Genomic DNA, 25,966 nt, shown 5'->3' with positions numbered 1-25,966 from the left:
ATGCAAGTGCCTCCCCTCGATCCGGAGATCCAGCGGCACATCAAGGCTCCCAATACTTGGCAGCGGATTTTCTTCATGGCGGTATTCGCCTTCATTCTCGGTTTTGTCCGCATGTTGCTGTGGGCGGTCGTGCTGTTCCAGGTGGCCAGCAAACTGCTGACGGGCCAGGACAACCCGCACGCACGGCAGCTGGGGGCAACGTTGGCGGTCTACGTTTATCAAATCCTGCTGTTTCTGACTTTCAACACCGAGCAGATGCCGTTTCCCTTTGCGGAGTTGGAGGGGATAGGGCGGCTGCCTTCCGGCAAACAACGCGCGCCCCGGTAGGATTTTCCTTACGCGGCGTCAACAAAGACGCTTTCATAAATGCCTTTGTTTTCTCTGTTTACACAAAGGTTTGGAGGCGAAGATTTTTACGCCGCTCGCGTCTTGACAACCCCTAAGCCGATGCTAGACTGGCGGATACCGAAGGAAGGAGGTCGCCTGTGAGCTTTAGGGTTTGCAGGTGGAGCGTTTAGGGATGGAGCGAAACCCAACGAAAACTTAGCTTAAGGAGGTAACTCAATGGCTGCAACGACTCAAGCTGTTGGCGCAGAGCAGGAAGCCCCGCTTCTGAACGTGCGCTGGCTGGTGTTTGCGATCGCGATTTATTCGGTGTTTTACGCCTGGGTCCGGTGGTACGAAGGGGTTTACGGCTGGAGTGCTGGTCTGGACTCTTTTGCGCCGGAATTTGAGACTTACTGGATGAACTTCCTGTACATCGAGATTGTGGCTGAGGTTATTACGGCCTCGGTGCTGTGGGGCTATCTGTGGCGGACCCGTGACCGCAATGTGGAAGCGATTGCCGGGACGCGAGAAGAGCTGCGCCGCAATTTCACCCATCTTGTCTGGCTGGTGGCCTATGCGTGGGCGATTTACTGGGGTGCGAGCTACTTCACCGAACAGGACGGCACCTGGCATCAGACCATCGTTCGTGACACGGACTTCACGCCGAGCCACATTATCGAGTTCTATCTGAGCTACCCGATCTACATCATCACCGGTTTTGCGGCGTTTATTTATGCGCACACCCGTCTTCCGTACTGGAATTACCAGAAGAAGGGTCTGTCGCTGCCGTATTTGATTTCGGTGGTGGGGCCGTTCATGATTCTGCCGAACGTGGGTCTGAACGAATGGGGTCACACTTTCTGGTTCATGGAAGAGCTGTTTGTGGCGCCGCTGCACTACGGATTTGTGGTGTTTGGGTGGTTTGCGCTGGCGATTCTGGGGCTGCTGCTTCAGGTGTTTGCCAGCTTCCTGAATCTGATTGGCAAGCCGCTGTGCGGTGAGGTTTACGACCAGGCGGTCGCCCGCGTCGGCGAAGACCAGGCTCAGTGGATGGACTGATCGACATCTAGCTTGCTGGATGTTTGTTGAGGGAGGCCGCCGGGGCGCTGGTGGCCTCCCTGCCAGGGAGGCGAAGAGAAGCCGGTCTTAAAGGCTGGTGGTAAAGCAACAACAAGCGACTTTGGAGGTAAATAATGAGCACTGCTGCATCTGTTGTTCGGTCACACGCCGAAGCAGTCCAGGCCTCCAGGTGGGTAGACTACCTGGGCCTGTTCATCCTGTTTATGGTACTGACCGGTTCCTACCACATCCATGGCATGCTGACCATGGGTGACTGGGACTTCTGGTCCGACTGGAAAGACCGTCGTCTGTGGGTGACGGTGTATCCGATCGTCATGATCACCTTCCCGGCGGCGGTTCAGGCTGTTTTGTGGGAGCGCCTGCGTCTGCCGTGGGGTGCCACGGTGTGTGTTCTGGGGATTTTGCTCGGTGAATGGATCAACCGCTACTTCAACTTCTGGGGTTGGACCTATTTCCCGATCAACTTCTGCTTCCCGACCGCCGCGGTCCACATGGCGATTTTCCTTGATGTTGTGCTGATGATGTCCGGCAGCTTCCTGTTCACCGCCGTGATTGGTGGTCTGGGCTGGGGTCTGTTGATGTACCCGGGCAACTGGCCGGTCATTGGCCCGCTGCACGTGCCGGTGGAATACAACGGCATGCTGATGTCGATTGCCGACATTCAGGGTTACCACTATGTGCGTACCGGTACGCCGGAATACATCCGCATGGTGGAAAAGGGTACCCTGCGTACTTTCGGTAAGGACGTGGTTCCGGTGTCTGCCTTCTTTGCCGGGTTCATGTCCATTCTGATCTACTTCATGTGGCACTTTGTGGGCCGCTGGTTCGGCACCGTGAAATTCATCAAGAAGACCTGATGGATTTTGCGCGCATCGACATCGACAGACACATCTGAGGAGGAAATAGATGAAAACGATAAGAGATAGGCTCACCCGCTGGTCGCTGGTCGGCCTGCTGATGACCCTGGCGGCGGCGGTGATGTACACCCCGGCGGCTTCTGCCCACGGTGAAAAGTCGCAGGCGGCGTTCCTGCGTATGCGTACCATCCACTGGTTCGACCTCAACTGGTCTACTGACCAGGTCAAGGTCAACGAAGAGATGGAAATCAGTGGCAAATTCCACGTTTTTTCAGGCTGGCCTGAGTCCGTGGATCCGCCCGAAGTGTCGTTCCTGAACGTCGGGATTCCTGGGCCTGTGTTCATCCGCAAGGAATCCTACATCGGCGACACCTTTGTGCCGCGTTCGGTGCGGCTGGAAATCGGCAACACCTATGCCTTCCGCGTGGTGCTCAAAGCCCGCCGCGGGGGTGAATGGCACGTTCACCCGATGCTGAACGTCGAAGGCGGTGGTCCGATCATCGGTCCGGGTAAATGGGTGATCGTTGAAGGGAAGCTGAGCGAGTTCAAGAACCCGATCACCACCCTGACCGGACAGACCGTCGACCTGGAAACCTACAACACGGGCAACACCGTGTTCTGGCACGTGCTGTGGTATGCCATCGGTCTGGCGTGGATCCTCTACTTCGTGCGCAAGCCGGTGTTCCTGCCGCGCATGGTGATGGTCAATGCCGGCCGTGGTGACGAACTGATCACCCCGACCGAAAAGAAGGTGGGCATGCTGTTTGGCGCCGCCACCCTTCTGCTGGTGATCTTCGGCTACAGCAGCACCCAGAGCAAGTATCCGGTGACCATTCCGCTGCAGGCGGGTGTGCTGCGTGGCATCAAGCCGATCCAGATGCCCACCCCGACTGTGGACGTCAAGGTGGACGAAGCCACCTACCGTGTACCGGGCCGTGCCATGAAGATGGTGCTGACCGTCACCAACAATGGTGATCGTCCGGTCCAGCTGTGCGAATTCATGACCGCCAACGTGCGTTTCATGAATCCGGAAGTTTGCGAAGACGACACCGGCTATCCGGAAGACTTGCTGGCGGACGAAGGTCTGACCGTGGTGCCGAACGATCCGATCGCTCCGGGCGAAACCAAGACGCTCGAAGTGACCGCATCGGACGCTGCCTGGGAAGTGTATCGTCTGGCCGACATCATCTACGACCCGGACAGCCGGATGGGTGGTATGCTGTTCTTCTATGACGATGCCGGCAACCGCCAGATGGTGATGATTGACGCTCCGCTGATCCCGACCTTCATGTAAGGAAGGGACCGCGGCGCGGTCACCGCATAACAATAACAACAATACCCAACTCAAAGCCCCCTCTGATGAGGGGGCTTTTTTATTGCGGGCGGAGATGGCTGCATCCAGCAGGCGGTTTTTGCTTATACTTGAAAAGACTGAATCGGGCCACCGAGAAAAACTGCAGGAAGAATGCGTCGTGCTTCCAGCCGACTCATCTGTCAATGACAACGGGGAGGAAAAATGACCAGGCGATATTTTGGTACCGATGGTATCCGCGGTACTGTGGGGGAATACCCCATCACCCCTGACTTCGTGCTGAAGCTGGGCTGGGCGGCCGGCCAGGTGTTCCGTGAAGAAGGGGCATGCCATGTGCTGGTGGGTAAGGATACCCGGATTTCCGGCTATATGTTTGAGTCTGCATTGGAAGCGGGGTTGGCGGCCGCTGGCGTCGATACCCACCTTCTTGGACCGATGCCGACACCCGGAATCGCTTATCTGACCCGGACTCTGAGGGCGCGAACCGGCATCGTCATCAGCGCTTCCCACAATCCCTATCCCGACAACGGCATCAAGTTTTTCTCCTCGGCGGGAACCAAACTCCCGGATGGGGTGGAAACGGCCATTGAGGCGATGCTCGACAAACCCATGACCACGGTGTCTTCGGAGGGGCTGGGGCGGGCGTTCAGAATCGGGGATGCCGCCGGCCGCTATATCGAGTTCTGCAAAAGCACGGTACCGGCGAGGATGGATCTCAGCGGACTTTCCATCGTCGTCGACTGTGCCCACGGGGCAACCTATCACATCGCTCCCCATGTGTTCGGTGAGATCGGCGCCAAGGTCCATGCCATCGGTGTCGAACCGGATGGTTTCAACATCAACGAGGGATGCGGCTCGACCCATCCGGAAACGCTACAGCGGGAGGTCGTCGCCCGTGGCGCCGATCTCGGAATCGCCTTCGATGGCGATGGCGATCGGGTGATCATGGTCGATCATACCGGTGAGATGGTCGATGGCGACGAACTGCTTTACATCATCGCCCGCTCTCGACAGGCGCGTGGACAGCTGCGCGGGCCGGTGGTGGGGACCCAGATGAGCAATCTGGGACTGGAACATGCGCTTGCCGAACTGGGGATCGATTTCAGACGCGCCAAGGTCGGCGACCGTTATGTCATGGAAATGCTGACCGCCGCTGATGGAATTCTGGGGGGGGAAGGTTCCGGTCATATCATCTGTCTGGACCGTACCACCACCGGTGACGGTATCGTCGCCGCGCTCCAGGTGCTGGCGGAAATGTGGGATTCGGGCAAGTCGTTACGGGAGCTGCGGCAGGGGATGGACAAGTATCCCCAGGTGCTGCGCAATCTCAGGATCCAGCGGAAACCGGCCGATCTGGAGGCGATCGCTCCCCTGCGTGAGGCGAAGGAAGGCGTGGAGCGCCGTCTCAACGGTCAGGGGCGGGTGTTGTTGCGGCCTTCCGGTACGGAGCCGGTGATCCGGATTATGCTGGAGGGGCGTGACGCCTCCCTGATCGAGCAACTGGCGGCCGAACTGGAGGAAACCGCCGCCCGCATCCTCAACAATTTGCCTTGAGGCTGCGGGCGGGATAGAATAAGAAAATTTGTTGAAGGGGGAATTCCATGCGTCAGCCTTTGGTCGTAGGAAACTGGAAAATGAACGGCACCCGCACCAGCGCCCGTGATCTGGCGGCCGCCATCGCCGGCGGGTTGCCCGCCAATTGTCCCGTGGCGGTGGGGGTATGTCCTTCTTTCGTATTCATCCCCGCGGTTGCCGAGCAGTTGCAGGATACGCCGGTGCAGGTGGGGGCCCAGAACGTGGCCGATCAGGATGCCGGCGCCTTCACCGGCGAGGTTTCCGCTCCCATGCTCAAGGAATTTGGCTGTACGCTCGCCATCGTCGGTCATTCCGAACGCCGCCTCATCTACGGCGAAGGCGACGCCCTGGTGGCTGCCCGTTACCAGAAGGCGATAGAGCACGGTATCTGCCCGCTTTTGTGCATCGGTGAAACCCTGGAACAGCGGGAGGCCGGTGAAACCTTCGCTGTCGTGGATCGGCAGCTGCAGGCGGTTCTGGATGTCGCCGGCATCGATTCCCTGAAACAGGCAGTGATCGCCTACGAGCCGGTGTGGGCCATCGGCACCGGCCGCACGGCGACGCCACAGCAGGCCCAGGAGGTCCACGCCCATATCCGCCGGCAGTTGGCGGCCCAAGGCGAGGAAATTGCGGCCCAGGTGCGGATTCTCTACGGCGGCAGCGTCAACGCCGACAACGCAGCTTCGCTGTTCGCCATGGCGGATATCGACGGCGGCCTGATCGGTGGTGCCTCCCTCAAGGCGGATTCGTTCCTGAGCATTGTCAAGGCAGCAGCACAAACGGTGTGAGATGCTATACCAGATTTTGATCGTTTTTCACGTTCTCATTGCCGTCGGAATCATCGTGTTCGTCCTCCTGCAGCAGGGCAAGGGTGCCGATGTCGGTGCCGCCTTCGGCAGCGGTGCCTCCGGGACCGTGTTCGGCGCCCGGGGGTCGGCGTCGTTTTTGTCGCGGACTACGGCGATTCTCGCGACTCTGTTCTTTCTCACCAGCCTTTCCCTTGCGTATTTCGCCGACCTTCAGGATAATAAGAAAGATTTCGTGGAAATTCTAAAGTCTGCAGAGGACGTCCCGTCGGTCAAAGAAGCCCCCGCGCCGACGGATACGCCAGTGGTGGTGCCGGTGGAAACACCCCAGCAGACCGAAGAAAATACCCCTTGAAGCTTATCGCCTCGGTGGTGGAACTGGTAGACACGCCGTCTTGAGGGGGCGGTGGCGAAAGCCGTGCCGGTTCGAGTCCGGCCCGAGGCACCATATCAAATACAAAGCGCTGTCAGGAGACGGCGCTTTTTTTATGCTTGGCAGGTGGCTTGAGCGTCTCCACACGGACGGGGAAATTGCCGGATTTCCTGTCCGCCAGATAGGCTTCCAGCGTTCTTTTGACGGTGGAAAAAGCCAGTTCCCGCCATGGGATCTCCTTTTCCGGGAGCAGCGTGGTCTCGAGGCTTTCCTCGCCAGGGGCGTGGCGGGGTTCTGTCATCCGGGCACGGAAGAACACGTGGACCTGATCGACGTGGGGCAGGCTGAAGACCGTATAGAGTTCCAGAGATTTTACTCGGGCACGGGCTTCCTCCAGGGTTTCCCGGAGGGCGGCCTGTTCCAGGGTTTCTCCCAGTTCCATGAACCCGGCCGGCAGGGTCCACAGTCCCCTGCGCGGTTCTATCGCCCGGCGGCAGAGCAGGATCCGGTCTTCCCATTCGGGGAGGCAGCCGGCAATGATCTTGGGATTCTGGTAATGGATGGTGCCGCAGCGCTCGCAGACGTGACGTAGCCGGTCCTCGCCCGGGGGGATTTTCAGGTTCAGGTGTGCTCCGCACTCACTGCAGAACTTCATCGACGCATGGCGGCGAGCAGTTTGTCTTCCAGCTCGATACGGGTTGCAAGGGCCTCGCCGAGTTCGGAAAGCGCCTGATGGAGCGCGTCGTGGTCGGTGAGACGGGCGTTTTCACATTGGTCGTTGAACTTGAGGGCGACTTCGGTCGCCTCGGCGATGGCGGGATAGTATTTTTCCGCAGCTTCCAGTGCTTGTTGCCGGCGTTCGGTGCCTTCGATGATGCGGCGGTAGATGCCGAAGTGACCGAGGGAAATGTAATCGATCATGACCTGGCAGAAGCGTCTCAGGATCTGTTCGAGCGGTTCCTTGTGCTTGTCGAACGGTTTCATTTCTGCCAGTTCCCAGTAGAGCTGCCACATCTGTTGGCGTTCGGCCAGCAGTTCCTCGATCATGCGGTTGGTCTGGAGACGGCGTTCGTTGCCGGAGAGGGGATTTTGCGTCATGCTTATCGAAGCGAAGAAATTAAGGAATTCGATATACTTTATTGCATTCGGAGGCTGACGGCAACGCTCGGCGGCTTCCGGTTTCCATGGGGAGGGTGAACATGCGGCATACGATTTGGGGCTGGGTTTTCCTGTGTCTGTGGCTGGCGGCCTGCGCCACGTCGCCGATGGGAAGAAGCCAGCTGGTGCTGATGCCGGAGGATCAGCTGGTGCAGATGGGGTTGCAGGCCTTCGAGCAGATCAAGCGGAAGGAAACGGTCGAAACCGATCCGGCCCTCAACACCTATGTCCGTTGCGTGGTGGATGCATTGACCCGCGATCTGGGAGGCCAGTGGGATGTGGTGGTGTTTCGTTCCGACCAGGTCAACGCCTTCGCTCTGCCCGGTGGGCACATCGGGGTCTACACCGGTTTGCTGCAGGTGGCGGAGAACCAGCACCAGCTGGCGGCGGTCATCGGCCACGAGATCGGTCACGTGCTGGCGCGCCACAGCAACGAACGGATGTCGCAGCAGTTCGCCGTGCAGCAGGGCTTGGCGCTGGTTCAGGCCATCGCCAACCCGGGCTCGGCGACCGGTCAGCTGGCAATGGCGGCGTTGGGTCTGGGGGCTCAAGTGGGTGTCCTGCTGCCTTACAGCCGGATTCAGGAATCCGAGGCCGATCTGATCGGCCTGGAGCTGATGGCTAGAGCCGGTTTCGATCCCCGCGAGGCGGTCGCGCTGTGGCGCAACATGGACCGGGCCGGCAAGGCGGCGCCGCCCGAATGGCTGTCCACCCATCCCTCCCACGAAACCCGCATCCGCGAGATCGAAGCCTATCTGCCTAAGGTGATGCCGTTGTACCAGCAGGCCCGGGCCCAGGGGCGGACCCCCCGCTGCCGGCCGCCGGAGCGGCGGTGATCCCAGCCAGATTGCGGGCGATGCGTCGGGCCAGTTCCTCGCCCAATCCGCTCAGGCCGGTGGCGATGGCGACATAATCGGCGGCCGGCAGCCGGTGTTCGATTTCCTCCCGTTGCCAGATACGGGTCGTTTGACCCTGTAGCAGGCGCCATTCGGCCAGCAGTTTCAGCCGGTCGGGCAGAATTTGCAGTTCGTGCACCTGGAGCGCCAGGGTCCAGGCCGGGGCCGCGTTGCGGGCCGGCAGGATCAGGATCCGGCTTTCAGGCAGCTGCCGGGCCAGGGCGGTGGCCAGCACCCGGGTGAAGCCGGTATTCAGGGGTTCGGCCCAGCGGTGGAATTCCGCCAGCCGGACTCGGCCTTGGCGGTCCAGGGTCACGATCTGGGGGTGGTCCAGATAGCGGGGCAGACGCACCGGCACCAGCGCGATCGTGGTCGCCATATCGGTTGCCGCCGTGGTCGGCTGCGGCGCCGGCAGCACGTAATAATGGCTCGCCGGGCTGCGGCCGCCGGTCAGCGCACAACCACCGAGCAGGAACAGTGGGAGCAGCAGGACGATGCGGGTATTCATGGATTGCCTCCTTTGCCTTGCAGCAGCGCTTCCGGGTGGGTTTGCAGGGTCTCGGAGAGGACGCGCAGCTCCCTGGCGGCCTCCTGAAGCGCCTGGAGCGTGAATTGGGCTTCTGTCGTCAGTGGTGCCTGTGGTCCCATGCTTTGCTGTAGCGCGCGGAAGGCCGTCTCCGCCTGGGCCAGTGCCTGACGGGCCTGTTTCAACGTGGCCTCCGATTGCGTCGCCAGGGCCGGCAGGGCCTTGTCGATGTGTGTCAGGGTGCGTTTCGAGATCCGCAGGTTCTCGTCCAGATGGGTGATGCTGGTATCGAGATTCACCAGTAGGGTGTCGAGATGAGGGGCCAGTTCCTCGAATTCAGGCTGAGAGACCACCGCATTGATGTGGGTCAGGGTGGAATCAAGCTTGGCGAACAGCTCCTGCAGCGGCAACTCCTTGATCTGTTTTACCAGCGAGGTGATGGTGTTTTCGATTTCCTCCTGGCTGGAGGGAATGGCGGGGATTTCCTCCAGGGTCTCGTTGTATCTGCCAACCAGCTTCACCGGGGTTTCCGGACGGAAATCGATATCGACATAGAGCTGGCCGGTCACCAGGCTCTGGAGCTTGAGCTGGGCCCGCAGTCCGGCCTGGATCAGTTCCTCCAGCGGATAGTGCAGCGGCCGTTTTTTACCGACCAGCTGCACGTGCCCTTTCTGGATTTCGACGATCACCTGGGTCAACGGCTGCTTGGTTTCCTGATCGAAGATCAGGCGGATTTCGGCGACCTTGCCGATCTGGACCCCGCGCATCTTCACCGGAGCGCCGATGTTGAGGCCGTTGACGGATTCGCGGAAATAGATCATGTAGCGTTCGCGTTCCGACCACAGTTCGGCGCCGCCAAAGATCAGCAGGGCGGCGAAGAACAGGAACACCGCACCGATGACGAACGCGCCGATGACGGTGGGATTGGCCCGTTTACTCATGGAGGGTTCCTCCTCGGGTCAGGAATTCTCGGACTTTGGGGTTGGGATGGTGCAGCAGCTCGCGGGGCGGTCCCTGAGCGATCATGGTCTTGGCTTCGGCGTCGAGGAAGACGGAATTGGTGCCGATGGCGAGAATGCTGGGCAGCTCGTGGGTGACGATGACCACGGTCGCCCCCAGGCTGTCGCGCAGTTCCACGATCAGGTCGTCGAGGCGCTTGGCGCTGATGGGGTCGAGGCCGGCGGAAGGCTCGTCGAAAAACAGGATTTCCGGGTCGAGGGCGATGGCGCGGGCCAATCCGGCGCGCTTCTGCATCCCGCCGCTGATCTCGAAGGGGTAGAAATCCTCGAAGCCTCGCAGCCCCACCAGTGACAGCTTGAACGAGGCCAGGGCCTGGATTTCCGCTTCGGGCAGCCGGGTGTATTCCTCCAGCGGCAACGAAACGTTTTCCGCCAGGGTCATGGAGCTCCACAGGGCGCCGCTCTGGTACAGCACTCCGATCCGGCGCAGGATGGCCTGGCGCCGCGTCGGCGGGGCGGCCCAGAAATCCACGTCGCCGTAATAGATGTGCCCCCGGGCCGGCGGCAGCAGGCCGATGAGATGGCGTAGCAGCGTGCTCTTGCCGCAACCGGAGCCGCCCATGATGATGAAGATGTCGCCGCGGTTGACGGTGAAGTTCAGATCCCGCTGGATGATCCGGTCGCCATAGGCCATAGTCAGATCGCGGACGGTGAGGTGCGCTTCCGTCATGCCTCAGACGCCCAGACGGGTGAAGAGAATGGTCAGCAGCGAATCGGCCACCACGATGGCGACGATGGCGGTCACCACCGCCGCGGTGGAAGCTTCCCCCACCGCCTGGGCGCTGCGCTGACAGCGGATGCCCTGGAGGCAGCCGGCGGTAGCGATCAGAATCCCGAACACCGCCGCCTTGACCAGGCCCACGATCACGTCCGAGAGTCCCAGGGAGGCGCGGGTCTGGGTGATGTATTCCAGCAGGGTCAGATCGAACACGGTCACTGCCGCCAGGGCGCCGCCCAACATGCCCACCAGGTCGGCATACAGGGTCAGAAGCGGCACCATGACGATGAGGGCGAGCATACGCGGGATGACCAGAAACTCCATCGGCGACAGTCCCAGGGTCCTGAAGGCGTCGATCTCCTCATTAACCTGCATGGTGCCCAGCTGGGCCGCGTAGGCCGAACCGGTGCGTCCGGCCATGATGATCGCCGTCATCATCGCCCCCATCTCCCGCAGGGTGCCGATGCCCACCAGGCTGGCGACGTAGATCTGGGCGCCGAACATCTGCAGCTGCAAGGCGCCGACGTAGGCCAGGATCAGGCCCACCAGCAGGGCGATCAGAGTGACGATGGGCAAGGCGCCGGGGCCGCATTCCTGCAGCAGCAGCCACAGGTCGACGGGACGGTAGCGGGCTTTGCCGCGGATGAAACGCAGGGCGGCGAGGGTCGCCTCGCCGATAAAATGGACGAAGGCGTAGGTTTCGTCGAGGATCTGCAGCACTCCCCGGCCGATCTGGGCCAGCCAGCCGCGTTCCGGGTGCGGCGGCGCCGTGCGCGCCGGCGGCACCGCGGTGGCCAGTTGCAGCAGACGACGCAGTCCTTCAGGCAACTGATCGACGTGCAGTTCCAGGCCGCGGCTCTGGCACAGGTCGTAAAGCTGCTGCAGCCACAGCGCTAGGCTGCTGTCCCAGCGGCCGATGCCTTCGTCCCGGACCGTCACGGTACGGACCGGGGCGTCCAGCAGGTCGGCAATGGCATCGATGCGGAGGCGGGCAGGGTCCGACAGCAGCCAGTCGCCGGCAAGGCCCATGAGCAACCGTTCGCCCTCGCGCCGGTGGCTCAGTCTGGGGGAGCGGTCGTCAGCGTGCATGGGCGCGGGAACCAGGGATGGAAAACGTTGTATATTGAAATAGCCTTCATCTTACAGGAGTCCCCCATGTCCCACAACGTGATGCGCGCCATGGTGCTGACGATGCACTGGCTGCTTTGGGGCGGCTGGGGTGTTGTCTGGGCCGGCGGCAACGCCCTGGAGGAATCCCGGCTGCTGGAAGGTCTGCATCTGGACGGCGGCGCCAAGACGCTGACCCTGACCGCCCCGGCGGGGCCGTTTCAGGCCATTCTCGACGAGGCCGCCACCCAGCGGATGAAGGGCGTGGCGATTCTGCTGCCCGAGGCCGGCGCGCGTGCCGATGCCGGCGTGTTGCGGGCGCTGCGGCGGGGGCTGCCCCCCCACGGCTGGAGTACCCTGAGTCTGCAGCTGCCGGTCCTGGAGGCCGAGGCCGAACCGCAGGAATACTGGGATCTTCTGCCCCAGGCGGCGGCCCGGATCGCTGCGGCGGTGGCACGCATGAAAGCGGCCGGGATCGGCAACATCGCCCTGTTGGGACACGGATTCGGCGCCACGGCGGCTCTGCGCTATCTCGGCCAGGGCGGCGACGACAGCGTGCATGCCGCCGTTCTCCTCGGCCCCTGGTGGCCGGCGGACCATGCCGATACCCTGGAAACCTGGAGCAAGGCTGCCGCAGTGGCGGTGCTGGACGTTTACGGCGAACGTGACGACCGCACGGTGCTGCACAGCGCTTCGCGTCGCCGCTTGCTGTTCAAGGAGCTTGATGATTTCCGTCAGTGGCGCGTCAGTGCAACCGGGCACGATTACCGGGGCCGGGAGACGTGGCTGGTGGAGCGCATCTACGGCTGGCTACAGCGGGTGGCACCGGGAGAGGAGGTGAGCGATGACGATTGAAGACGAGGACCTGTTCCGGGAAGCGATGGCCGACGCTCGGCCGCTTCGCTGTGACAAAGTGCCGATACGACACGCCGCCCGCCCGACCCCGGGCCAGGACTACCGGCGGGAGGCGGCCCGGCGGCCATTGGATGACAGCAACTTCCTGCCCACCAGTTTCATCGAGCCGCTGCCACCGCACGCGATTCTGGAATACCGCCGGCCGGGGCTGCAGGACGGGGTGTTTCGCAAGCTGCGGCGCGGCGAATATCCGGCCGAGGCGCTGTTGGACCTGCACGCCATGACGGTCGAACAGGCCCGGCGCGAAGTCTATCACTTCGTCCAGACGTGCCTGCAGCAGTCGGTGCGTTGCGCCCTCATCATCCACGGCAAGGGGACGCCGCAATCGCCCGGCTTGCTCAAGGGGTGCCTGCTGCGGTGGCTGCCGCTGCTGCCGGAGGTGATGGCGTTCCACAGCGCCCCGCGCCACCAGGGCGGCAGCGGCGCGCTCTACGTGCTGGTGAGGAAAAGTGAGCTGGAGAAGGAACGCAACCGCCGCCGTTATCAGTTGGCGGAGCGATGACCGATCCGGCCGCCATCACCGCCCGTTTCGCCCTGCCGGGGCGCGTCGTCGCCGTCGCGCCTCTGGGGCAGGGGCTGATCAACGGCACCTGGCGGGTGGTCACCACCGAAGCGCGGGGTGTGTTGCAGCGTCTCAACAGCGCCGTCTTTCCCCGGCCTGAGCGGATCATGGCCAATCTCCGCATCGTCTCCCGCCATCTGGCCGCCGCCCCGATCCGCCTGCCGCGGCCGATCCCGGCCGTGGACGGCGGCGATCTGGTGGTCTCAGGCGGCCACGCCTGGCGTTTGCTCGAACATCTCCCCGGCATCACCCTGACCGCGCTGCGGGATTCTCATGACGCCGCCGCCCTCGGCCGCAGCCTGGGGCAGTTGCACCGGGGGCTGGCCGATCTCGAACCCAGCCGCCTCTACGACACCCTGCCGGGGTTTCACGAGATGGTCCATTACCTGGCGCAGTTGGATCGGCAGTTGGCCGACGGCCCCGTCGATGTGGAAATCGCCCCCCTGATCGAATTCATCGAAGCCCGCCGGGTCCGGGCTTCGGCCCTGGAGGAGGCCGGCCTGCCCCGGCGGGTGATCCACGGCGATCCCAAGCTCGACAACGTGCTGTTCGATCCCCGCTCCCGCACGCCCCTGGCCTGGATTGATCCGGACACCCTCAAACCCGGCCTGTGGTTGTGGGACGTGGGCGATTGCGTGCGCTCCGCCTGTGGCGCCGCTGGTCGTTTCGATTTCGAGCGGGCGCTGGCCTTGCTGGGTGCCTGGTGGCGGGAGGCCCGGCCGGTGTTGACGCGCGCCGAACGCGCCTGGGTGCCGGAGGCGGTCTGGCGCCTGCCGTTCGAGCTGGGGGTGCGGTTTCTGGCCGATCACCTGGCCGGTGACCGGTATTTCAAGGTGGGTTACCGCGGGGAGAATCTGGACCGGGCCCGCAGACAGTTCGCCCTGACGGCGGCCATCGAACGCCAGGGCGGGGAATTGGAAAGGGAATGGCGTCGGCTCAGCGCAGCACCTGGAAGATGAGCGAACGGGCCTGGGACTGCAGCAGTTCCAGCTTGTTGTTGTCCCGGCAGCGGGCGTTGAGATCGTCGAGATTTTCCAGCGCCAGTCTCAGAACCTTCTCGGTGATGCCGGGGCAATACGCCTCGATCTCCATCAGATTGGAGAAAGGCAGGGCATAGACCAGCCGCGCGATGTGGTTGGCGAGGATGGCGATGGTGGTGGGATAGATGCGGTTGCCGGTGATCTGCTTCAGGGCCAGCACGGTGGCGGTGTAGGAATCGCCGCAGCCGGTGGCGTCCTTGTGGCTGATGTCGCAGCCGGCCTCCTGGATGATCCGGTCGATGCGCCCGCCGGTCTCCTTGTCGATGATGGGGATGTAGTACTGGACCTTCTTGCGCACCCCCTCCTTCTTGTCCTCGTACTTGAAGCTGGCGATGGTGGGATTGCCGCCGTCGGTGATGAACACGCTTTCCTTGACCCCGAAGCGGTGGAGGATGTCGGCACAGCGCTGGGCGACGATGCGGCGCTTGATCGGATCCTCCGGCAGCACCAGGGTCTTTTCCTTCTTCTGCAGCTCGGTCTTGAAGATCCCGAACAAGCGCACGAAACTGACCCGGCCCGCGCTCGACTTGGCCGGTTCGCCATCGTGGTATTCCTCCAGGTAACGCAGCAGGACGTCGTCGTCACGGATGTAGCTGGAGCTGGATTTGCGGATCCACGCCAGCGCCTCCCCCAGGTTCAGGGTCATGGTCTCGCACACGCCGATGGGAGAGGCGTAGGGGTCGATGCCGTCGCGGATCTGGTTGGAGCCGACGCTCCAGACCACAGAATGGTCCTTGAGATCGTTGCGCACCCGCACGGCCACGTCCCAGAAGATGCGGTCGTCCGGTTGGTTGTGGAGTAGCAGGAAGCGCGGGGTGCGCATCGACGGAATCGGCCGTTTGGGGTTGATCTCCCCGTAGGGGGTGCTGAAGTAGATTTCCTCGCCGGTGTCCTTGTTCTTGATGAACACCGAGCGGCGCGGTTTGCCGTCCACCCAGATGATGTCCAGATTGGGGAACGGTTCGGCCTGTTTGCGCACCTGATCGGCCTGTTCCTCCGGCAGGGTCAGGTAAAGGTGAGCCTTGGGAAGGTTCTGCTCCGGCAGCCCCAACGCCCGGCACAGGGCCAGGTTGATGATGGCGCTGTCCACCGTGGTGTTGAAGGCGCCACCGCCGAGGCCGCGGTGAATCTCGGTTTCCGCCTGTGGAAAGCTGAAGCTCAGGCTCACCGGGCGGTCGTCGTCGCTCGCCACCGTCAGCAGAATCCGGCCGCCCTGCTCGGCGATGTCGATGGAGCGCGCCGGCAGTTTGGGGATGCCCTGGGCGATCTTCTCCTGGATGCTGGGCGAACGGGTGGTGTTGACCTTCTGCTCCGCGTCGCGGAACACCGCATCCGGCACTTCGATGCGGATGTCCTCCACCGTGCCGCACTCGATCGAGGTGGAAACCACATCGCAGTCATCGAGCTCACGCTTGACGACGTGGCTCAGGCTTTCCGGAATGTCAGCGGTCAACGGCGTGGCGGAGGCGTTCTGCTCGGTCATGAGGTCCTTACCTGAAATTCAGTGAAAAGGCTGGAGATCAGTCGGATAACGTTACCCGTTCGGCAAGCGGCTTGTCAAGGCGGGATGCTGGCCCGGGGTGAGGGAAAATCGGCTTAAATCATGAGCTTAGCCGTTAGGCAGCGGCCTTCTGGCGAAGGTCGTCAACAGCACCGCCGCCAAAACCAGGGCCAGCAGCCCCTCCGTGTCGGAGGGACGCCAGCTGGCCGAGATCCAAGGCATCCCGGGCAGCAGCAGCCCCAGCAGCGACAGGCCGTTTCCGGCCATGTGGGCGACGATGGTGACGTACAGGCTGCCGCCGCGGGCGACGTAGTGGCCCAGCATCCAGCCCAGGGGCAGGGCGGCCACGATCTGCACCGGCTTGATGTGCACCAGAGCGAACAGCACCGCGCTGCCCAGCACCGCCGTCGGCAGACGGAAATGCCGCCGCAGCGCCGCCAGCAACACGCCGCGGAACAGCAGTTCCTCCAGGGTCGGGGCCAGGACCACCGCCACCGTCCCCAGCGCCAGCCATTCCCAGAGACTGGCGGGATGGAAGCTGGCCAGATAGCTTCGCACCAGCGCCGGCGGCGCCAGCCACAGCACCACCGCATCCATGGCGATGGCGATGGCCTGGAACCACAGCGCCACGACCACCCCTTCCCGCCAGCTCACCGGTCGCAGCCCCAGGGCACGCAGATCGTAGCGGCGCAGGAACGGCGCCAGCCAGGCCAGCAGCACGGGTTCCCCCAGCAGCAGGCTGCGCCAGAACCACAGGGGACCCAGCAGGGCGGCGATCACCGCACTGGCGATCTGCACCCCGACGGCGTAGAGGGCGATGAGCGCCAGGGCGGTGCCGATGCCGGGGATCACGGCGCCACCCGTCCGGGAGCGCGCTTGGGAAACAGGCTCTGTAAGCGGGCGGCGTCCGGATCGTACCAGCCGCTGCCCAGACCGAAGCCGCGGTGGCGGACGATGACGAAACCGCGGCGGCAGCGGTGGGTCTGGGCGGTGGCCACCGGGAAGGTCTGGCGGCCGAAATAGGCCGGCAGCTGCGCCGCTTCCAGATCGATCACGTTGGCCCGGGCCTGCGGCGCCAGCAGCAAGGCGCCGGCGGTGGTGACCTTGGGCGGACGGGTGGCGGTCTTGAGCACCTCCACGCCCATCACCTCCGGCTCGGGCCGTGCCGGCGGCCGGTGGTCGCGTTGGACCACGTGGATGCCGCGGCTGCTGTGACGGCAGGGCAGCCAATCGGCCATGCAGTCCGGGGGTAGATCGTGGCGCCGTCGCAGCCAGGTTTCCAATTCGGGCGCCTCCACCTGAGGCGGGTTGGCGGGGGCGGCCCGAGGTGCTTCCGCATCGGGCGTCTTTTCCAGCACCGCGGCGAAGAAACCGCCGGTGTCGTTGTGGTGGGGCCACAGGCGCAGGCAGTGTTCCACCTGGGGATCGAAACGGCGGCCGTTCCAGCGGGAGACGCCCGGCGCGGTACGCAGGCCGCCCACCGCCTGCGGCACCACCCGCACCATTCCACCGCTCTGGCGCAGCACTGCGTCGATCACCGCCTCGTTTTCCTCCGGGGCGAAGGTGCAGGTGGAATAGACGATGCGCCCGCCGGGGCGGCACAGAGCGACAGCACGCCGCAGCAGGGCCTGCTGCAGGCGGGCGTAGCGGGACGATACTTCGGCGCCGTAACGTTCCAGGGGATCGTGGCGGCGCAGGGTGCCCTCACAGGAACAGGGCGCGTCCACCAGGATGCGGTCGAAGGCCCCGGCGGCGTTGGGATAACCGGCTCCGTCACGCAGGGTCAGGCTGACGTTGAGGAGCCCGAGGCGCTCCAGATTGGCCCGCAGCGGCCGCATCCGCCCCAGGATCACGTCGTTGGCCACCACCGTGCCGCGCCCGTGGAGGATCATGGCGATCTGGGCGGTCTTACCGCCGGGAGCGGCGCACAGGTCGAGAATGCGTTCCCCCGGCCGGGGGTCGAGGAGGCGCACCGGTAGCAGAGAAGCCTCCTCCTGGGCGTGGGCCAGGCCGGCGAAATACCACCAGCGCCCGCCCACCGGCGTTCCCGCCGGCAGCCGCAGCGCGCCCGGATACCAGGCGACAGGCTGCGGCGTCAGCCCCTCCTCCCGCAACAGATCGGCCAGAGTGGCGGCGTCGAGACGCAACGGGTTGGCCCACAGCACCCGGGGCAGGGGGCGGGCCAGGGCGGCGGTGAAGGCGTCCCAGTCGTCGATCAGGGGGCGGTAGCGCTGCAGGGGCATAGCGATGGAAGGGTGGGCGTATCGTGGAAACGGGATTATACCTCGCTCCGCTTTGTGCTAGATTGATTCGCCGACGCCATGTTCAAGACAGGGGGATGCCATGCGTAAGTTCGGATTGTGGTTCTGGTTGCTGCTGATGCTGATCGGCCTGAGCGGCTGTCCCAAGGCCTTCAAGGGGAACGAGGCCAATCTGCCCGCCGGCGTGGCCATCGGCGATCACTTCTACACCCAGTATTCCTTTCAGTACGAGAAGAACCGCCACCGCACCACCAATTACCGCCGCGGCCTGCTGGTGCCGATCAACACCGAGGTGGAACTGGTGAGCTGGGGGCGCAAGGGCTTCCAGATCCGGGTGCTGCCCTCCGGGCCGGTGATCCAGATCGAGAACGTGCAGAAACACACCGGCGACACCGTCGAACAGGCGTTCCACAAGATGCTGGCGCGCCGGCCGGTGAACCTGCGCCGGTTCACCCCCAGGGAGCGCAAGCTCATCAAGGCCGGCAAGGTGGCGGTGGGGATGCGCAAGCAGGCGGTGATCGCGGCCATCGGCTATCCGCCGGTCGCGGCGACCCCGACCCTGGACCTAGACGAGTGGCGCTACTGGTCCTCGCGCTTCGACACCTTCATCGTGCGCTTCCGCAATGGTAAGGTAGTGGCCATCATCAATTGACGGAAGCGTCCATGGCCGAAGCTGCACTGATCGACGAACTCAAATCCATGCTGATCGAGGGGTTGCATCTGGAGGATGTGACCCCCGACGACATCGACCCCGAAGCCCCCCTGTTCGGCGACGGCCTCGGGCTCGATTCCATCGACGCTCTGGAGATCGGGGTGATGCTGGACCGCCGCTACGGCATCAAGATCACCTCCGACGACAAGCGCAACCCCCAGATCTTCGCCTCCCTCGCTTCCCTGGCCGACTTCGTCGCCGCCCACCGCCAGCGATGAAGCTCCGGCCGCCGCCCGCCGTCGCCGTGCTGTTCCTGGTCGGGGTGTTCGCAGCCTCCTGGCCCGGCGGGCGCAGCCTATTGCCCTGGCTGTTGGCGGCCTGGCTGGGGGTGCGGGCGGTGCGCGAACCCCGCCGTCCCTGGCGGCTGCTGTGGCTGGGCTTGGCCGCAGCCCTGGCCGCCGGTGCCTGGTGGCAGGGCGCGGCGGTGGTGCGCTGGGTGCCGGCAGTGACATTTTTCCTCCTGGCCTGGCTGTTCGGGCGCACCCTGTGGCGGCCGCCGCCGCTGATCGAGCGCATGGTGCGGCTTCAGTTCGCCGCCATTCCGCCGTATCTGTTGGCCTACCTGCGCCGCCTGACCCAGGTCTGGACCGGCTTTTTCGTCGCCGCCGCTTTGGTTTCCGCGATCCTGACCCTGCTTGCAAACCCCGAGGTCTGGGCCGGGTTTCACGGCATCGGTGTCTGGCTGGCGATGGGACTTTTGGTCGGCGGCGAATACCTGTACCGGCGCCGGCGCTTCCCGGAGCTGGAACGGATGCCGCCACCCCAGGAAACCTTCCGTGAGATCGTCCGTCATGGCAAAGCGTTCTGGCTGGATTGAAACCGGTTGCTGGCTGCTGTGGCTCTGCGCGCTGCCGGCCTGGGGCGGTGACCTGGCGGCGAAGCTGGCCCTCGATCACCCGCGCCAGTTCCGTTACCAGGAAATCCGTGATCTGGCTCTGCTGGCCAAGCCCTGGCGCGGCAGCGGCTTTATGATCGCCGACCCCGACGGTACCCTGGTGAAGCTGCAACTGCTGCCCGAGCGCCTCGTCCTGATCGCCACTCCCGAGGAACTGCTGTACCACGATCCTGTCGCCGGCGAGCGCCGCCGTCTCGCCCTGCCCAGTTCCCTCCCCCAGGTCCAGGGCATCGTGCTGCTGCAGCATCTGCTGCGCGGCGATCTTGAGGCCGTTTCCCGGGATTTCGCCCTGGAGGAGCAGGCGACGGAAACCGGCTGGCGCCTGGTGCTGACGCCCAAGCGCCCCGGAAGTCCGTTCCGCCGGGTGATCCTGGGCGAGGACGGCAAAGGGCGCTATCTGACGGTGGAGGAACGCGACGGTGACCGCAGCCTCATCCGCCTGACGCCGGACGAGGCGGGCGCCCACCTGAAGGTCAGGATCGCCCGCCTGCTGCAGCAGGCCCGGGGGGAATGAGGCGGCGTCTGGCCGCCGTCGGCCTGCTGCTGGTGCTGGCCGGCGTGCTGGCGGCCCAGCTGCGGCTGGAAACCCGGCTGACGGTGTTCTTCCTCGGCGCCGGCGGAGAGGCGGGCATGCTCGGGCGGCTGCAGCAGACCCGCTTCGCCCGCCGTTACCTGCTGCTGATCGAGCTGGCCCAAGGAGAACGGTCGGTGACGCCCTTCGCCCGCCGGCTGCGGCGGCAGTTGGCCCGGGTCGAGGGCGTCGCCCGGGTGTGGTCCCTGTCCGAACCGCCGCTGGCGTTCCTGGATCTGCTGCAGGATTATGCCGATCACGCCGAGGTAATCTACAGCCTCGACCCGGCGCGCGAAGCCCCGCAATTGTTCGATCCCGCCACCCTGCCCAGGCGGGCCGAGAACCTCAGACAGGCGCTGCTGTCCTCCTACGGCGACTGGGTCCAGGCCATCGCCCGCCGCGACCCCCTGCTGCTGACCCTCCACGCCCTCGAGGACTGGCGCGACCGCCTGCGGCCGCGCCGGCACGGGAATTTCGAGGTGCTGGTGATCGAATCCGCGGCCGACGCCTTCGCCCTCGACCGCCAGCGGGTGCTGCAGCAGCGCCTGCGGCAACTGCTCGACACTCCGGAGGCCGGGACTTACCGGCTCACCCTCACCGGGGTGCCGGTGTTCGCGGTCCGGGCTCAGGAACGGATCCAGCGGGACGTGGCCCGGGTCACCGCCGCCTCCACCCTCGGCGTGCTGGCGGTGTTCCTGGGGCTGTTCCGCACCCTGCGCAGCCTGCTGGCGGTGGCGGTGGTGCTGGCCTTCGCCGCCGCAGCCGGGGCGCTGGCGACCCAGCTGGTCTTCGGTTACGTCCATGCCCTGACCCTGGCCCTGGGCGGCACCCTGGTGGGGGTGTGCATCGACTACCCCATTCACGTACTGGCCCACTGCGGCGGCCGGGAGCCACGGGCGGTGGTGCGGCGGCTGTGGCCGGCACTGATGCTGGGCGGCGGCACCACCCTGATCGGTTATCTGGCCCTGGGGGCTACCGGCTATCCGGGTTTCGAGCAGGTCGCCGTCTTTGCCGGCGCCGGCATCGTCGCCGCCCTGCTGGCGACCGGTTACTTCCTGCCGGACTTCATCGCCGCCGTATGCCTGCGCCGTCCACGCTTGCGGCCCCTGACGGCCTGGCTCGGTTTCGCCCGCCGCCACCGCAAGGGCTTGCAACTGGCCGCGGTGCTGGCCGTGGCCGCCGCAGGGGCGGCTTGGCCGCGATTGCAATGGCTCGACGACCTGGAAAAGCTGGCGGCGGTCGATCCCGAGCTCAAGCGCCAGGACCGCCAGCTGCGCGCCCGGCTGGGGGGCATCGAACCGGGACGGGCGGTGTTGGTCGAGGCTCCGGACCTGGAAACCGCCCTTCAGCGCGCCGAGACCGCCACGCTGGTGCTGCGCCGGCTCCGGGAAACAAGGGCGCTGGCCGGCTTCCAGCCCCTCTATCCCTGGTACGTCTCCCAGTCCCTGCAGGCGCGCAACTGGCGCCAGTACCAAAGCCACGTGACCCCGGAATTCGTCGCCGCCTGGCGCCGGGCCCTGGCAACCGCCGGTCTGACGGTGGAACCGTTATCACAGCTGGTGCGCAGCGAACCGCCGTGGCTGCCGGTCCCCGACCCGCGGCTGGCGGAGATTCTGGTGGGCCAGGTCCGGACCCGCCAGGACCGGGCCGAGCTGGCCATCTGGCTCGGCAGCCACGACCCAGACGCCGTGCGCGCCGCCTTGGCGGGGCTGGAGGGGGTGCGCTATTTCAGTCAGCACGACCACGTCAACCGCCTGGCGCAGCAGTACCGCCGCCGCGCTCTGAAGACCCTGGCCGCCGGCGTCGCCGTCATCTGGGCGCTTCTGGCCTGGCGCTATCGCAGCCCCCTGACCGCTCTGCAACTGCTGGCGCCACCCCTGCTGGGCGGGACCACCATCCTGATCGGTTTTGCCGCCGCTGGTTTTCCCCTCAGCTTTTTTCACCTGCTTGCCGCCCTGTTGGCCATTGCCATCTGCGTGGATTACGCTATCTTCTACCGGGAACGGCGCGGCGGCGATATCGCCGCCACCTATCAAGCCATGGGAGCCTCGATGCTGACCACGGTGACTGCCTTCGCCGCCCTGGGGCTGGCGAGCCAGCCGGTGTTGCAGGCTCTGGCGCTGGCGGTGACCTGTGGGGTGGTGAGCGGCTTTCTCTGGTGCCCGGTGCTGGTCGTCCCGCTTTCCGAATCGATGGAGTCCTGATGCGTTTTGTCTGTCTGCTGTTGCTTTTCCTGCTGGCCGCCTGCGGCGGCCCCGCCGTCGCCCCCCGCGATCTGGCCCGGGCCCTGGAGGGCGGGCAGGCACCTCTGGTGCTCGATGTCCGCTCCGAGGGGGAATACCGCAGCAGCCACATTCCCGGTGCCGTTCACGTCCCTTTCACCGAGGTGGCCGAGAAGACCCCGCCCGAAGTGCTGCGACGCTGCCACAACGAGCCGGTGGTGGTGACCTGCGAGCACGGACCGCGGGCGACGTACGCGGCCTCCAAACTGCGGGACCTGGGCTGCCGGGAGGTGCTGTTGCTGGAAGGGCACATGGCCCGTTGGCGCAGGTTGGGACTGCCGACGACCACCGGGGCGCCATGAGGCCGGTCGCCATCACCACCTGGCAGGTTTTGGGCGCCGCCGGTGCCGGACGGCAGGCGCTGCTGGCTGCCATTTTGGCCAACAAGCCCTGTCTGCGGCCGATCCACCTGCTGCCGCTGCCGTTTCCCACCCTGGTGGGGGAGTATCCCGACCCGCTGCCGCCCCTGCCGCCGGAACTGGCGCGCTACGAGTGCCGCAACGCGCGTCTGGCCCGGGCCGCCCTGGAACAGGACGGTTTCCGCCACCGGATCGCGGCCGCCCTGGACCGTTACGGCGCGGTACGGGTCGGGCTGGTGCTGGGGACCAGCACCTCGGGCATCTACGATTCCGAGGCCGCCTACCGCCATTTCGTCGCCCATGGGGAAATGCCGGCAGACTTCGATTTCATCCACCGCCACGCGGTCCACGCCACTGCCGAGGCCATGGCCCGGGACCTGGGTCTCGCCGGCCCGGTGCTGGCGGTTTCCACCGCCTGTTCCTCAAGCGCCAAGGCTCTGGGTACGGCCCGGCGACTGCTGCTGACCGATATCTGTGACGCGGTGCTGGTGGCCGGGGTGGACACCCTGTGCAGCCTGACCCTGTTCGGTTTCCACAGCCTCGGTCTGGTGGCCGAGGCCGCCTGCCGGCCGCTGGACGCCGACCGCTGCGGTATCAACATCGGTGAGGCCGCGGCCCTGCTGCTGCTGGAGAAGGCCGCCAAGGCGAACCGGGCCTGTCCCCGGCTGCTGGCGGTGGGCGAATCCTCCGACGCCCACCACATGGCCGCCCCGGACCCGGAAGGCCGCGGCGCCGAGGCGGCGATGGCGGCGGCCCTGGCTGGGCTGGAGCCGGCGCGGGTCGACTATGTCAAGCTCCACGCCACCGCCACCCCCCTCAACGATCTGGCCGAGGCCAAGGCGGTCGAACGCCTGTTCGGCGACCGGGTGCCCTGTGGCGGCCTCAAGGGCCTTTTGGGACACACCCTGGGCGCCTCGGGGGCGTTGGAAACGGTGGCCCTGCTGGAAGCCCTGGAACACGGCTGGCTGCCGGGCACCTGCGGGCTGGAAACCCCCGATCCGGCCTGCCGTCTGAACCTGCAACGCCACCCCCGACGGCAGCAGGCGGGACGGGTGCTGGGCAACGCCTTCGGCTTCGGCGGCAGCAACGCCAGCGTGCTGCTGGGATGGGAAGCCGACGCCGTCACCGAACCGGTGTCTGTGACCGGGATCGGCGTGCGGGCGGCGGTGGTTTGTGCCCCCGAGAACGACTGGAGCGTCTCCCTGAATGTCGAGACGGCTTCGCCGGATCCAAAACGGATTCCCGCCGTCATCCGCCGCCGTACCGGCGAAGCGACCCGGCTGGCGCTGTGCGCTGGGCTTCTGGCCTGCGAACGCGCCGGGGTCGATCCCCGGGAACTGCCGGCGGTATTCGCCAGCGTCGGCGGCGAGATGCAGGTCACCGACCGCCTGCTCGTCGAACTGGCCAAACCCGACGGCTGCGTCTCGCCCACCGCCTTTCACAATTCGGTCCACAACGCCGCCGCCGGCTACTGGAGCATCGCCACCGGCAGCCGTCAGCCCACCACCGCCCTGGGAGCGGGGGAGGCCACTTTCGCCATGGCCTGGCTGGAGGCCTGGACCCGGCTGCTGACCGAGGCCGAACGGGTGCTGCTGGTGTGCTACGAGGAACGCTGGCCGCCGCATCTGCAGCCGGGCATGGGACGCTATCCGGTCGCTCTGGCCTGGGTGCTGGAACGGGGCGGGCGGATCGGCCCGCCGGAGCAGACCAGGGCGGCATTGCCGGCGGATTTGCAGCCGCTGGTAGCTTCCTCACCGGTGCTGGCGGGGCTGGCGTTGGTCCGGGCCCTGGAGAACGGAAACCGGCAAACCGTACCTTTGGGTAGCGGATGGAGCGTGGAACTGCAATGAACTACGATGTCATCGTCGCCGGCGGCGGGCCTGCCGGCTGCACCGCCGCCACCCTGCTGGCCCAGTACGGCCACCGGGTGCTGCTGCTGGAAAGGGACCGCCACCCCCGTTTCCACATCGGCGAGTCGATGCTCCCCTACAGCGAGCCGGTGATCCGCCGCCTGGGGCTGGATTGGAGCCAGGGCAGCGTGTTCAAGGCCGGGGCGGTGTTCATCGACGAGGCCACGGGCCAGGAGATGTTCTTCCAGCTCAGCGGCGAGCACCGCGCCTATCAGGTGGAGCGAAGCGAGTTCGACCGCCGGCTCTGGGACAACGCCGCCCGCTTTGGGGTCGAATGCCGCGACCGCTGTCCGGTGGCGGCCGTCGAGTTCACGGCGGAGCGGGTGGCGGTGACGACCCCTGAAGGCCGGTTCCAGGGCCGTTACTTCATCGACGCCACCGGCCGTACCGCCCTGCTGGGCCGGCGCCAGCGCGCCGTCGAACGCATCCGCCACCTGGGCCGTTTCGCCCTCTACAGCCACTACGCCCCGGTGCGGGAGGAGCTGGCCGACGCACTCTACGCCCACGGCAACATCTGGATTCTGATGGTGGACATCGGCTGGATGTGGGTGATTCCCCTGGCCGGGCACAAGGTCAGCATCGGCCTGGTGTCAAGCCGAGGGCGTTCCCAGGGACTGTCCACCGAAGCCCTGTTCCAGCGCTACGTGACCGCATCCCCACGGCTGCAGCGGCTGCTCGATGGCACGCGACGACAGCTACCGGTCCAGGCCGAGGCCAACTTCAGCTATCTCAACCACCGCCGCTACGGGGCCCGTTTCATCAGCGTGGGCGACGCCGCCGGCTTCCTCGACCCGGTGTTCTCCTCCGGCGTGTTCCTGGCCCTGACCTCCGCCGCCCGGGCCGCCGACCGCATCCACCTCGGCCTGGAGGCCGGCACCGAGGCCGATCCTGAGCTCCACCGCCCCGACGACCCGGCCCACGCCCTGGGCTTCAACACCATGTACGCCTTCGTCGAACGCTTCTACCAGTCGGACCTGATCCACAACGTCTTCTTCGAGGCCCACCGAGATGCGGCCATCAAACAGGCCATCAGCGCACTTCTGGCGGGGAATCTGTGGAGCGGGAACAATCCGTGGCAGGAGACGCTGCTTAGGGGGCGGTTTGGGCGGTAGAAGTGGATAAGGGCGTTCCGTCATCTGTCTCCGGCTTTGCCATCGCCCTTTCAAGTTTTGTCTCACGGAAAATGTGTTATCCTTTACGTAAC

At 65.2% G+C, this 25,966-nt stretch carries 28 protein-coding genes and 1 tRNA gene; 20 read left to right on the top strand and 9 right to left on the bottom strand.

Annotated features, from left to right (window positions below; genetic code table 11):
- The 8 genes from MIN45_RS11880 (at position 1) to MIN45_RS11845 (ending at position 6,405) form a co-directional block, all read left to right on the top strand.
- Positions 1 to 327, top strand: a complete 327-nt coding sequence (locus MIN45_RS11880; RefSeq protein WP_286292492.1) for a DUF4389 domain-containing protein — start codon at positions 1 to 3, stop codon at positions 325 to 327.
- 237 nt (positions 328 to 564) lie between these two features.
- Positions 565 to 1,386 (top strand): bacterial ammonia monooxygenase, subunit AmoC, encoded by an 822-nt coding sequence (amoC, locus tag MIN45_RS11875; protein WP_286292491.1) that lies wholly within the window; start codon positions 565 to 567, stop codon positions 1,384 to 1,386.
- A gap of 134 nt (positions 1,387 to 1,520) precedes the next feature.
- Complete coding sequence (gene amoA / locus MIN45_RS11870) at positions 1,521 to 2,264, top strand: bacterial ammonia monooxygenase, subunit AmoA (protein WP_286292490.1); 744 nt, start codon at positions 1,521 to 1,523, stop codon at positions 2,262 to 2,264.
- A gap of 49 nt (positions 2,265 to 2,313) precedes the next feature.
- The gene (amoB, locus tag MIN45_RS11865) at positions 2,314 to 3,558 is read left to right on the top strand and encodes a bacterial ammonia monooxygenase, subunit AmoB (RefSeq protein ID WP_286292489.1); all 1,245 of its coding nucleotides are present in this window, start codon (positions 2,314 to 2,316) and stop codon (positions 3,556 to 3,558) included.
- A gap of 222 nt (positions 3,559 to 3,780) precedes the next feature.
- Positions 3,781 to 5,130: a phosphoglucosamine mutase gene (gene glmM, locus MIN45_RS11860; protein WP_286292487.1), complete on the top strand. Its 1,350-nt coding sequence runs from the start codon at positions 3,781 to 3,783 to the stop codon at positions 5,128 to 5,130.
- A 47-nt stretch (positions 5,131 to 5,177) separates the two neighbouring features.
- Positions 5,178 to 5,939, top strand: coding sequence for a triose-phosphate isomerase (gene tpiA, locus MIN45_RS11855; RefSeq protein WP_286292486.1), 762 nt, complete (start codon positions 5,178 to 5,180; stop codon positions 5,937 to 5,939).
- 1 nt (position 5,940) lies between these two features.
- On the top strand, positions 5,941 to 6,312 hold the full coding sequence (secG, locus tag MIN45_RS11850; RefSeq protein ID WP_286292485.1) for a preprotein translocase subunit SecG: 372 nt from the start codon (positions 5,941 to 5,943) through the stop codon (positions 6,310 to 6,312).
- 8 nt (positions 6,313 to 6,320) lie between these two features.
- Positions 6,321 to 6,405, top strand: a tRNA-Leu gene (locus MIN45_RS11845).
- A 19-nt stretch (positions 6,406 to 6,424) separates the two neighbouring features.
- Here the strand turns inward: MIN45_RS11845 and MIN45_RS11840 are convergent.
- Positions 6,425 to 6,985 (bottom strand): NUDIX hydrolase, encoded by a 561-nt coding sequence (locus MIN45_RS11840; protein ID WP_286292484.1) that lies wholly within the window; start codon positions 6,983 to 6,985, stop codon positions 6,425 to 6,427.
- The gene (locus MIN45_RS11835; RefSeq protein WP_286292483.1) at positions 6,982 to 7,428 is read right to left on the bottom strand and encodes an Rsd/AlgQ family anti-sigma factor; all 447 of its coding nucleotides are present in this window, start codon (positions 7,426 to 7,428) and stop codon (positions 6,982 to 6,984) included. The genes MIN45_RS11840 and MIN45_RS11835 overlap by 4 nt, the downstream gene beginning before the upstream one ends.
- 101 nt (positions 7,429 to 7,529) lie before the next feature.
- On the opposite strand from MIN45_RS11835, the gene MIN45_RS11830 reads away from it, so the two are divergent.
- Entirely contained in the window at positions 7,530 to 8,324 is a 795-nt protein-coding gene (locus MIN45_RS11830; protein WP_286292482.1) for a M48 family metallopeptidase, read from the top strand.
- On the opposite strand, the gene MIN45_RS11825 is transcribed toward MIN45_RS11830, so the two are convergent.
- From MIN45_RS11825 to MIN45_RS11810, 4 genes are read right to left on the bottom strand one after another with little or no spacing between them, the layout of a single operon-like run.
- Positions 8,248 to 8,892, bottom strand: a complete 645-nt coding sequence (locus MIN45_RS11825; protein ID WP_286292481.1) for a PqiC family protein — start codon at positions 8,890 to 8,892, stop codon at positions 8,248 to 8,250. The genes MIN45_RS11830 and MIN45_RS11825 overlap by 77 nt on opposite strands.
- Complete coding sequence (locus MIN45_RS11820; protein ID WP_286292479.1) at positions 8,889 to 9,851, bottom strand: MlaD family protein; 963 nt, start codon at positions 9,849 to 9,851, stop codon at positions 8,889 to 8,891. Before MIN45_RS11820 ends, MIN45_RS11825 begins: the two co-directional genes overlap by 4 nt.
- Positions 9,844 to 10,599: an ABC transporter ATP-binding protein gene (locus tag MIN45_RS11815; RefSeq protein WP_286292478.1), complete on the bottom strand. Its 756-nt coding sequence runs from the start codon at positions 10,597 to 10,599 to the stop codon at positions 9,844 to 9,846. The genes MIN45_RS11820 and MIN45_RS11815 overlap by 8 nt, the downstream gene beginning before the upstream one ends.
- Before the next feature lie 3 nt (positions 10,600 to 10,602).
- A complete protein-coding gene (locus MIN45_RS11810; RefSeq protein ID WP_286292477.1) occupies positions 10,603 to 11,736 on the bottom strand; it encodes an MlaE family ABC transporter permease in 1,134 nt (377 codons plus the stop codon).
- 66 nt (positions 11,737 to 11,802) lie between these two features.
- On the opposite strand from MIN45_RS11810, the gene MIN45_RS11805 reads away from it, so the two are divergent.
- From MIN45_RS11805 to MIN45_RS11795, 3 genes are read left to right on the top strand one after another with little or no spacing between them, the layout of a single operon-like run.
- Positions 11,803 to 12,609, top strand: coding sequence for an alpha/beta fold hydrolase (locus tag MIN45_RS11805; RefSeq protein ID WP_286292476.1), 807 nt, complete (start codon positions 11,803 to 11,805; stop codon positions 12,607 to 12,609).
- A complete protein-coding gene (gene smrA, locus MIN45_RS11800; protein ID WP_286292475.1) occupies positions 12,599 to 13,171 on the top strand; it encodes a DNA endonuclease SmrA in 573 nt (190 codons plus the stop codon). Before MIN45_RS11805 ends, smrA begins: the two co-directional genes overlap by 11 nt.
- Positions 13,168 to 14,190 (top strand): phosphotransferase enzyme family protein, encoded by a 1,023-nt coding sequence (locus MIN45_RS11795; protein ID WP_286292474.1) that lies wholly within the window; start codon positions 13,168 to 13,170, stop codon positions 14,188 to 14,190. The genes smrA and MIN45_RS11795 overlap by 4 nt, the downstream gene beginning before the upstream one ends.
- Here MIN45_RS11795 and MIN45_RS11790 read toward each other — a convergent pair.
- The 3 genes from MIN45_RS11790 to MIN45_RS11780 all read right to left on the bottom strand — a co-directional run bounded on the left by MIN45_RS11790 (position 14,168) and on the right by MIN45_RS11780 (position 18,015).
- Entirely contained in the window at positions 14,168 to 15,754 is a 1,587-nt protein-coding gene (locus MIN45_RS11790) for a hypothetical protein (RefSeq protein WP_286292473.1), read from the bottom strand. The genes MIN45_RS11795 and MIN45_RS11790 overlap by 23 nt on opposite strands.
- 126 nt (positions 15,755 to 15,880) lie before the next feature.
- Entirely contained in the window at positions 15,881 to 16,624 is a 744-nt protein-coding gene (locus MIN45_RS11785; protein WP_286292472.1) for a CPBP family intramembrane glutamic endopeptidase, read from the bottom strand.
- Complete coding sequence (locus MIN45_RS11780) at positions 16,621 to 18,015, bottom strand: RsmB/NOP family class I SAM-dependent RNA methyltransferase (protein ID WP_286292471.1); 1,395 nt, start codon at positions 18,013 to 18,015, stop codon at positions 16,621 to 16,623. Before MIN45_RS11780 ends, MIN45_RS11785 begins: the two co-directional genes overlap by 4 nt.
- 100 nt (positions 18,016 to 18,115) lie before the next feature.
- Between MIN45_RS11780 and MIN45_RS11775 the strand changes: the two genes are divergently transcribed.
- Genes MIN45_RS11775 through MIN45_RS11740 form a run of 8 tightly spaced genes read left to right on the top strand, consistent with a single transcriptional unit; the run spans position 18,116 to position 25,874 of the window.
- A complete protein-coding gene (locus MIN45_RS11775) occupies positions 18,116 to 18,685 on the top strand; it encodes a hypothetical protein (protein WP_286292470.1) in 570 nt (189 codons plus the stop codon).
- Between the two features lie 11 nt (positions 18,686 to 18,696).
- Entirely contained in the window at positions 18,697 to 18,963 is a 267-nt protein-coding gene (locus MIN45_RS11770; protein ID WP_286292469.1) for a phosphopantetheine-binding protein, read from the top strand.
- Positions 18,960 to 19,562: a COG4648 family protein gene (locus MIN45_RS11765; protein ID WP_286292468.1), complete on the top strand. Its 603-nt coding sequence runs from the start codon at positions 18,960 to 18,962 to the stop codon at positions 19,560 to 19,562. Before MIN45_RS11770 ends, MIN45_RS11765 begins: the two co-directional genes overlap by 4 nt.
- Positions 19,537 to 20,154 (top strand): LolA family protein, encoded by a 618-nt coding sequence (locus tag MIN45_RS11760; protein WP_286292467.1) that lies wholly within the window; start codon positions 19,537 to 19,539, stop codon positions 20,152 to 20,154. Before MIN45_RS11765 ends, MIN45_RS11760 begins: the two co-directional genes overlap by 26 nt.
- Positions 20,151 to 22,415 (top strand): MMPL family transporter, encoded by a 2,265-nt coding sequence (locus tag MIN45_RS11755; RefSeq protein WP_286292466.1) that lies wholly within the window; start codon positions 20,151 to 20,153, stop codon positions 22,413 to 22,415. The genes MIN45_RS11760 and MIN45_RS11755 overlap by 4 nt, the downstream gene beginning before the upstream one ends.
- Positions 22,415 to 22,795, top strand: a complete 381-nt coding sequence (locus MIN45_RS11750; RefSeq protein ID WP_286292465.1) for a rhodanese-like domain-containing protein — start codon at positions 22,415 to 22,417, stop codon at positions 22,793 to 22,795. Before MIN45_RS11755 ends, MIN45_RS11750 begins: the two co-directional genes overlap by 1 nt.
- Positions 22,792 to 24,702, top strand: a complete 1,911-nt coding sequence (locus MIN45_RS11745; protein WP_286292463.1) for a beta-ketoacyl-ACP synthase — start codon at positions 22,792 to 22,794, stop codon at positions 24,700 to 24,702. Before MIN45_RS11750 ends, MIN45_RS11745 begins: the two co-directional genes overlap by 4 nt.
- Positions 24,699 to 25,874, top strand: a complete 1,176-nt coding sequence (locus MIN45_RS11740; protein WP_286292462.1) for an NAD(P)/FAD-dependent oxidoreductase — start codon at positions 24,699 to 24,701, stop codon at positions 25,872 to 25,874. The genes MIN45_RS11745 and MIN45_RS11740 overlap by 4 nt, the downstream gene beginning before the upstream one ends.
- The last annotated feature ends 92 nt before the right edge of the window (positions 25,875 to 25,966 follow it).

Source organism: Methylomarinovum tepidoasis (assembly GCF_030294985.1).
Lineage (GTDB): Bacteria > Pseudomonadota > Gammaproteobacteria > Methylococcales > Methylothermaceae > Methylohalobius > Methylohalobius tepidoasis.
This window is presented reverse-complemented; position numbering and strand designations above follow the sequence as displayed.